Source organism: Halanaerobium salsuginis (assembly GCF_900114545.1).
Taxonomy (GTDB): domain Bacteria; phylum Bacillota; class Halanaerobiia; order Halanaerobiales; family Halanaerobiaceae; genus Halanaerobium; species Halanaerobium salsuginis.
This window is the reverse complement of record NZ_FOTI01000068.1, coordinates 1-7,455: the sequence shown is the minus strand read 5'-3', so window position 1 is coordinate 7,455 and position 7,455 is coordinate 1. Positions and strand designations below refer to the sequence as shown.

General features: G+C 31.3%; 7 protein-coding genes. 2 read left to right on the top strand and 5 right to left on the bottom strand.

What is annotated here, in order from left to right; genetic code table 11:
- The coding region (locus BMZ74_RS13790) for a transposase (RefSeq protein WP_177181461.1) at nt 1–243 on the top strand (243 nt) is incomplete at its 5' end.
- Between the two features lie 167 nt (nt 244–410).
- Here the strand turns inward: BMZ74_RS13790 and BMZ74_RS13785 are convergent.
- From BMZ74_RS13785 to BMZ74_RS13775, 3 genes are all read right to left on the bottom strand, one after another.
- Nucleotides 411–1,274, bottom strand: coding sequence for an aldo/keto reductase (locus BMZ74_RS13785; RefSeq protein WP_177181460.1), 864 nt, complete (start codon nt 1,272–1,274; stop codon nt 411–413).
- Between the two features lie 27 nt (nt 1,275–1,301).
- Nucleotides 1,302–2,330 carry an alpha/beta hydrolase gene (locus tag BMZ74_RS13780; RefSeq protein ID WP_143070190.1) on the bottom strand — a complete coding sequence of 343 codons (1,029 nt, stop codon included), beginning with the start codon at nt 2,328–2,330 and terminating at the stop codon, nt 1,302–1,304.
- Nucleotides 2,331–2,565: 235 nt separating this feature from the next.
- Nucleotides 2,566–3,453: an AraC family transcriptional regulator gene (locus BMZ74_RS13775; protein WP_089862789.1), complete on the bottom strand. Its 888-nt coding sequence runs from the start codon at nt 3,451–3,453 to the stop codon at nt 2,566–2,568.
- A gap of 244 nt (nt 3,454–3,697) precedes the next feature.
- Between BMZ74_RS13775 and BMZ74_RS13770 the strand changes: the two genes are divergently transcribed.
- Entirely contained in the window at nt 3,698–5,446 is a 1,749-nt protein-coding gene (locus BMZ74_RS13770) for a glycoside hydrolase family 2 protein (protein ID WP_089862788.1), read from the top strand.
- Nucleotides 5,447–5,574: 128 nt separating this feature from the next.
- On the opposite strand, the gene BMZ74_RS13765 is transcribed toward BMZ74_RS13770, so the two are convergent.
- Nucleotides 5,575–6,147, bottom strand: a complete 573-nt coding sequence (locus BMZ74_RS13765) for a sugar O-acetyltransferase (RefSeq protein ID WP_089862787.1) — start codon at nt 6,145–6,147, stop codon at nt 5,575–5,577.
- Nucleotides 6,148–6,178: 31 nt separating this feature from the next.
- On the bottom strand, nt 6,179–7,354 hold the full coding sequence (locus BMZ74_RS13760; protein ID WP_089862786.1) for a MalY/PatB family protein: 1,176 nt from the start codon (nt 7,352–7,354) through the stop codon (nt 6,179–6,181).
- Nucleotides 7,355–7,455 lie beyond the last annotated feature (101 nt).

The window sequence follows — 7,455 nt, the reverse complement described above, 5'->3', positions numbered from 1 at the left end:
ATTCAAGCTTTAAATAACTGGTATGAAAATGTTAGTCAGTCTAAATTAAATCTTTTCTATAGAGCTAAAGGAACAGTAAAACGCTGGGAACAACACATTATTAACTATTTTAAAACTAGAATAACCAACGGATTTGCTGAAGGATTAAACAACAAAATCAAATTAATCAAAAGAATTGGCTACGGTGTTCCCAAAGTTGAAAACTTAAAACGCCGAGTATTTTTATCATTGCTAAGTATTTAAGAGTAATTCAAAAAAACAAAGAGATAACATGATTCAAACGGTGCTATTTAGATTTCACAACATTTGTCAAAGAACCTTAATTTTTAATTAATATTAATAATTTCAATTATATTAAAGGATTAGCCCGGTTTTAAAACCGGGCTAAATTATTATTTTTTATAACAAAATTAGTTTAACTCTCCACCATAAACTGGGAACATACTGGCATCCTCATAATCAATTTTTTCTATACTTTTTAACACTTCCATATCCTGGTCAGAAATAGTAAAATCAAGCTCTGCATTACTTTTAATGTGATCAGGATTACTACTCTTGGGCAGAGGTAAAAGTCCTAATTGTAAGTCATAGCGAATTCCTAACTGTGGTACAGAAACATCATATTTTTCTGCTATTTCTACAACTTTATCTTGATTAAATAATTTACCATGTCCAATTGGAGAATAAGCCTCAACAAGTATTCCCTCATTCTGAGTGTATTTAATCAATTCTGCTGGAGTATTACCAATATGAGCCAGAATTTGATTTACCATAGGTTTTACAGAACATGACTCTAAAATATTTTCAATATCCACTTTTTCAAAATTTGAAAGTCCAATAGCACGCAGCTTACCATCATTATAAGCATCTTCAAGGGCCCGCCAAACTTCACGATTACCTTCTAAATAATGATCATCATTATGAAATTCGGTCCACGGCTTAGGACTGTGGATAATCATCATATCAATATAGTCAAGTCCCATATCAGATAGTGACTTATCAATTGATGCAGCAGCTTCTTCATACGTCTTTAATTCAGCAGCAATCTTTGTAGTAACAAAAATTTTCTCTCTTTCCACTCCCGAAGCTTTAATACCTGCACCAACTCCACTTTCGTTTTCATAAGCTTGAGCTGTATCAATATGACGATAACCCATCTTGATAGCTTTTTCAACCGATTCTGCAACATCATCATTATCAATTAACCATGTTCCAAGACCTAACTTAGGAATTTCTACTCCATTAGATAACTCATAATTTTCATTTAAAATCATAAATTAACATCTCCTTAATTATTATTATTAAATATTTTCTTTAAAAAACTTTTCTAATTTGTCAAAAGGAATTAAATCTACTCTGTCATATAAGTCTACATGATTAGCTCCAGAAACCACATATAGTTCCTTTGGTTCTGCAGCCTTTTTATAAACACTTTCACTAAAATAATTAGAATGGGCATTTTCACCAATTATTAATAAAATAGGACGAGGTGAAATATCTTCAAGATGGGTTAGTAAAGGAAAATTCATAAATGCCATTTTACTGCTATCAGTAAATACACCGATTGAATTAGGATGATATCCTCTTGCTGTTGCATAATAGTCAAAAAATTCTGCAGCCACAGGATTCAATCCTTCAGGGACTTTTTTAAGCGGCATTTCTCTATCAAAAGAAGGTTTTTTAACCTGTACTCCACCATTCTCAAAATCATGCCAACGCTGTTGAGATATTTTCTCTAAAATTTTATCACGCTGTTCTGCTGTCATTGTTTCACCAAGTCCATCCCTGATATAGCGGCTTATATCATACATACTTGCTGTTGCTACAGCTTTGATTCGCTTATCAACTTGAGCAGCAGTAAGTGAAAACCCTCCACTACCACATATACCAATTGCTCCGATTCGTTCTCTATCTACATAAGGAACTGTCCCCAGAAAGTCTACTCCAGCACTAAAATCTTCTACAAAAAAATCTGGAGAAGAAACATGGCGTGGTTCTCCACCACTTTCCCCATTAAAAGAAGGATCAAAAGCAAGTACTACAAATCCTCTTTGTGCTAATTGGTTAGCATAAACACCTGGCCCCTGTTCTTTTACTCCACCATAAGGAGGACCAATAACCAGAGCCGGATGACTTTTTAGCTTATTTAAATCCTTTGCTCTATATAAATCTGCAGCAATTGTAATATTATATCTATTCTTATATCTAACGTGAGTTCTAGTGACTTGATCACTTAACTTAAAGGTATAATAATCCGAAGCCTCTGCTGCTGTCCCCAATAAAAAAACTAATACTAAGGCTGCAACCAACAAATTAAACATCTTTTTCATTTTTTCTAACCCCCTTTTTAATAAATTTGTTCAGACTTACTTAATTTGAATAACTTAAATATAGTTTAACACTTTGAGTTAACTCCAGGTCAAATGTTTTTTTAAAATAATTCTCCTAATCGGCTAAATTGTAAAACACTTTACTTTTTTGCTAATTTAAGCAAAAAACTACCCTTAAATTAGCTGGATAGTTTAGTGTTTATAAAGTAATAGTTATATAAAATTATAGATAAATTTACATTTTAGAATTAAGTTTTCTATAATTTGAAGCTGAAAGATTATTATACTGTTTAAATATTCTACCAAAATGAGATAAGGTATTAAAACCAACTTTCTCACTAATTTTAGTAATACTCAACTTAGAATTAATAAGCAGTTCTTTTGCCTTCTTTAATCTAATTAGATTTAAATACTCTATCAAAGAAAAACCCGTTATTTCCTTAAACTTAGAACTTAAATAGCATGAATTTAAAGAAAATTCATCTGCCAAATCATTCAATCTTATCTCATGTTGATAATTCTTATTAATATAGCCAGCTATATCAGATATAGTTTTATGAAGGGGATTACTATGCATAAAATCTGCTGATTCATCTTTTATTATTTCCTTCAATTTATAAAGCAGCTCTGTCAACATAATCTTTAAATGAAATAATTTTCTTTGGCTAGCCTCTTTTAATAATTCGTTTTCTACAATATTATTTTGGTGATCTTTTAAAACTTTTTGATAGTCACTATACTCAGCCAGAAGTTTTAGCAGCAATTCTTCTACAATTTCTTGGTTAGCAATATTTAGTCTAATCATATTACTTTTATGATTAAAAACTGAAAATAAATCAATCATCATTTCCCAATTAAATAAATTTTTAATATATTCCTCTTTAAAATAAATCATTATTTTTTCATGATGATAATCATTAGCATTAGAAGTATGATGAAGGTCATTTTTATTAATTAAAATAAGGTCACCACTTCTAATATGATAGCTCCTATCTTTAACAAAATAATTTCTTTCCCCACTTAATAAATAATATAACTCATAATGGTTATGATAATGACGACTTTCCATCTCATATGATTGATTAAATTTTTGTTTTAAAATCCAGAAAGATCTATCTTTCATCGGCTCATACAATTCTTTAATAAAAATCACCTCAAAATAATTCTTTACTAATTAATATTTTACACCTACAAAAAGATTTTTTCAAACATATGCAAGACAATTATCACAAAAAATATGCATAATAATTAGCTAATAACTAAAAAAATAAAGAGATTTTCATCTTATATTTATGATAAAATTAAATTGTAGCAAAATTCTAACTGAATTTACTCACCAGATATATTATTCAAGGAGGTATTTATTAATGCTAAGATTGTTTGAACGTCATCAGTTCAGAAAACAAAAAGAACTTGCTGGTTTATGGAGTTTTTCTCCAGTCACTGATAAAGAGAGTTGGCCGAAAAAATATGAGTATCAATTAAATGTTCCCGGCTGTTGGGAAATGCATCCTGAATTATTAAACTATAGGGGATTAGGTGCTTATAAAAAAATAATTAAGCTTGAAAAAGAAACTAATCTTCGCTTATTATTTAAAGGGGTCAGCCATACTGCTGATGTTTTTTTTGATGGTAAAAAAGTAGCTCATCATTATAATGCTTATACCCCTTTTGATACCATTTTAAATAATGTAGCCGCAGGAGAACACGAGTTAAAAATCATGGTAGACAATTCTTTCTCTAAAGAATCTGCTCTACATACTCCAAATGACTATTATACTTATGGAGGTCTAATTAGACCAGTTGCTGTAGAAGAACTTAATAGCGCCTACATTAAAAGAATTGAATTTATTCCTCAGCAAAAAGATGGTATCTGGCAAGCTAGAGTAGCTCTAATTTTAGAAAATATAACTGAAAACAACCTAAATATTAAAGTATCTGCATTTCTAGGTGATCAATATAAGCTTGATTTTGGCAAAATTAGAATTGCTGGTAATAGTCAGCTGAAATTAGAAAAAGAGTTTACTTTTCCAGATGTAAACAGCTGGTCAGAAAATGATCCTAATTTATATTTATTAAAAACAAAACTTTATTTAATTAAACCAGACAAACAATCAAAAGATAGTAATTACTTAATTGACGATTTAATAGAAAGAGTTGGTTTTCGCGAAATTAAAGTTGAAGGTACTAAGTTATTGGTAAATAATCAAGAAATAAAATTACTTGGCTTTAACCGTCATGAAGATCATCCTACTGTTGGAGCAGCAATTCCGTTTTCTTTAATGAAAAAAGATCTAGACTTAATGGAAGATATGGGGTCAAATACTGTTCGTACTTCTCATTATCCAAATGACGAATTATTTCTTGATCTTTGTGATGAACGCGGCATTTTTGTCTGGGAAGAAAATCATGCCCGTGGTTTTAGTTTAGAACAAATGCTGCATCCTAATTTTGATCAACAATGCGCAGATTGTAATAGAGAAATGGTTGAGAATCATATTAACCATCCAGCAATTGTAATCTGGGGAATTTTAAATGAATGTGCAAGTGCTGCTAAACAAGGTAGAGAGATTTATAGTAAACAGTTCAATCAAATTAAAGCGATGGATCAAAGTCGTCCTCTGAGCTTTGCCACCAGAGAACATTTTAAAGATATCTGTCTTGACTTAGTAGATATAGTTTCTTTAAATATTTACACTGGCTGGTATGATTGGTTTTCTGATGATGTAGCAGATTATTATCAACGAGAAAAGAAATGGCTTACCGAAAATGGTGGTGCTAATAAGCCAATTATTATTAGCGAGTTTGGAGCTGGAGCAATTTATGGTTTCCGTGAACCAGGTCGAGTTAAATGGACCGAAGAACGCCAGCAAGATCTTCTAGATGAACTGCTTACTTATTATTTAGCACAAGACGAAATTGTTGGTACTTTAATCTGGCAATTTGCTGACTGCAAAGTTACTGATGATGGTATTCCTGGTGAACCAGGTACTGCTGGTACAGCCTGGTTTCATACCAGACCACGCAGCAAAAATAACAAAGGAATTGTTGATGAATATCGCAGACCAAAATTAGCTTATGAAACTGTAAAAAAACTCTTTAAAGCCCAAAAATAAATGAACTTAAAAGATTAGTTAGTAAACAAATAAGGATTACCTGCTATTCGAATTTTAATGACTGAATAGCAGGTAATCCTTATATAAATATAAAATCAAACTAAAAGACTTATAAAGTTAAAGCAAAATTAGTTATTCTCAACTGATTTCTTAATTTCAGCAGGCACTCCAGCAACAAGTTTATTTGCCGGTACATCTTTTGTCACAACTGAACCAGCTGCTATTACAGCATTATCTCCTATAGTCACTCCAGGTAAAATTATTACTCTGGCTGCTATCCAGACATTTCTGCCAATATTTATTGGAGCAGAATAATTTACATTTCTCTTGTCAGGAGCCAGACCATGGTTTATAGTACATAGCACTACATTTTGTCCCAACATAGTATTATCACCAATTATTATGCCACCTTTATCCTGAAATGTACATCCAGTATTAAAGAAAACATTTTTACCAACTGAAATGTTTTTACCAAAATCAGTATAAAAAGGTGGAAATAACATAAAACTTTTATCAATAGATTTGCCAATTAGTTCAGAAAAAATTGTTCGAACTTCTTCCGGATCATGATAGCTTCCATTTAATTTTGCTGTTATTTTTAATGCTTCATTGCTAAATTTAACCAACCATTCATGTGCTTTACTGCCAGCAATAATTGGTTCTCCCGCTGCAATAACTTTCCAAAATTCAGCTTTAGTCAATTTAATTCACATCCTAAATAATATTAAGTAATTAATTATTTAGCTGTTCTTTATAAAGTTTAATTCCTTTTTTTAAACGCTGTAATCCATCCTTTAGTCTGGCGGCAGGGCAGGCAATATTCAACCTGACAAACTCGTTGCCATCTCCACCATAAACCTCTCCAGCTGAAAGATAGAGCCCTGTTTGAAAACGAATAAAATCGCATAATTCTTTAGTATCAGTAGTAATTGAACTACAATTTATCCAGAGCAAATAAGTAGCATGAGCTGGCAGCAAGTATAAATCGGGCAGTTCTTCTGCTATATATTCTCGCACTATCTCTTTATTTTGAGCTAGATATACTCGTAGTTGATCTAGCCAATCTGCTCCAGATTTAAAAGCAGCTATAGCAGCTTCTACAGCAAATAGATTCGGTTCAGCAACTTCATCAGTGTTTAATCCCCATTCAACCCGATTGCGAAGTGCTTGATTAGGAACTACTACAGCTGCAGTGTGAATACCAGCCATATTAAACGCTTTAGAAGGAGCCAGACAGCTAACACTATTAATTCTACAATGTTCAGAAACTGAAGCAAAAGGAATATATTGATATTCTGGGTCAGTTAAATCACAGTGAATCTCATCTGATAAAACAATAACATTATTTTTATAACACAATTCCCCTATTTTAGCTAGAGTTTCTCGATCCCATATTTTACCGATTGGATTATGGGGATTGCAGAGTATCATCATTTTTGTTTCTGGATCAGCTAATTTTTCAGCCAGATCTTGAAAATCAATTTTATATTTTACACCATCAAATACTAATTTATTTTCTAATATATGACGTCCATTATTAACTATAGAATTAAAAAATATATTATAGACAGGTGTCTGAACTACAACATTTTCAGCCACTGTCGTCAATTTTCTAATTATACTTGAAATAGCAGGTACAACACCAATTGAAAAAATTAACCAATCCTGATTTATTTTAAAATTATGCCTGTTTTTCCACCAAGTACTAATCGAATTATACCATTCATCTGATACAATTGTATAACCATAAACTCCTTTTTTGGCCTTTGCTGTTACAGTTTCAATAATTTCTGGAGCAGTCTGAAAATCCATATCTGCTACCCACATTGGCAATTCATTATCCTTAACATCCCACTTTAAAGAATTAGTATTTCTCCTATCAATTAAACTAGAGAAATCATATTTCATATTTTAACTCCTCGTATAATATACTTAGTGATATTGAAATTTATCACCATTTAAATATAAATTTGCTTGTTTCTATTAAGTTTAGATTTAGTCCCTGATAT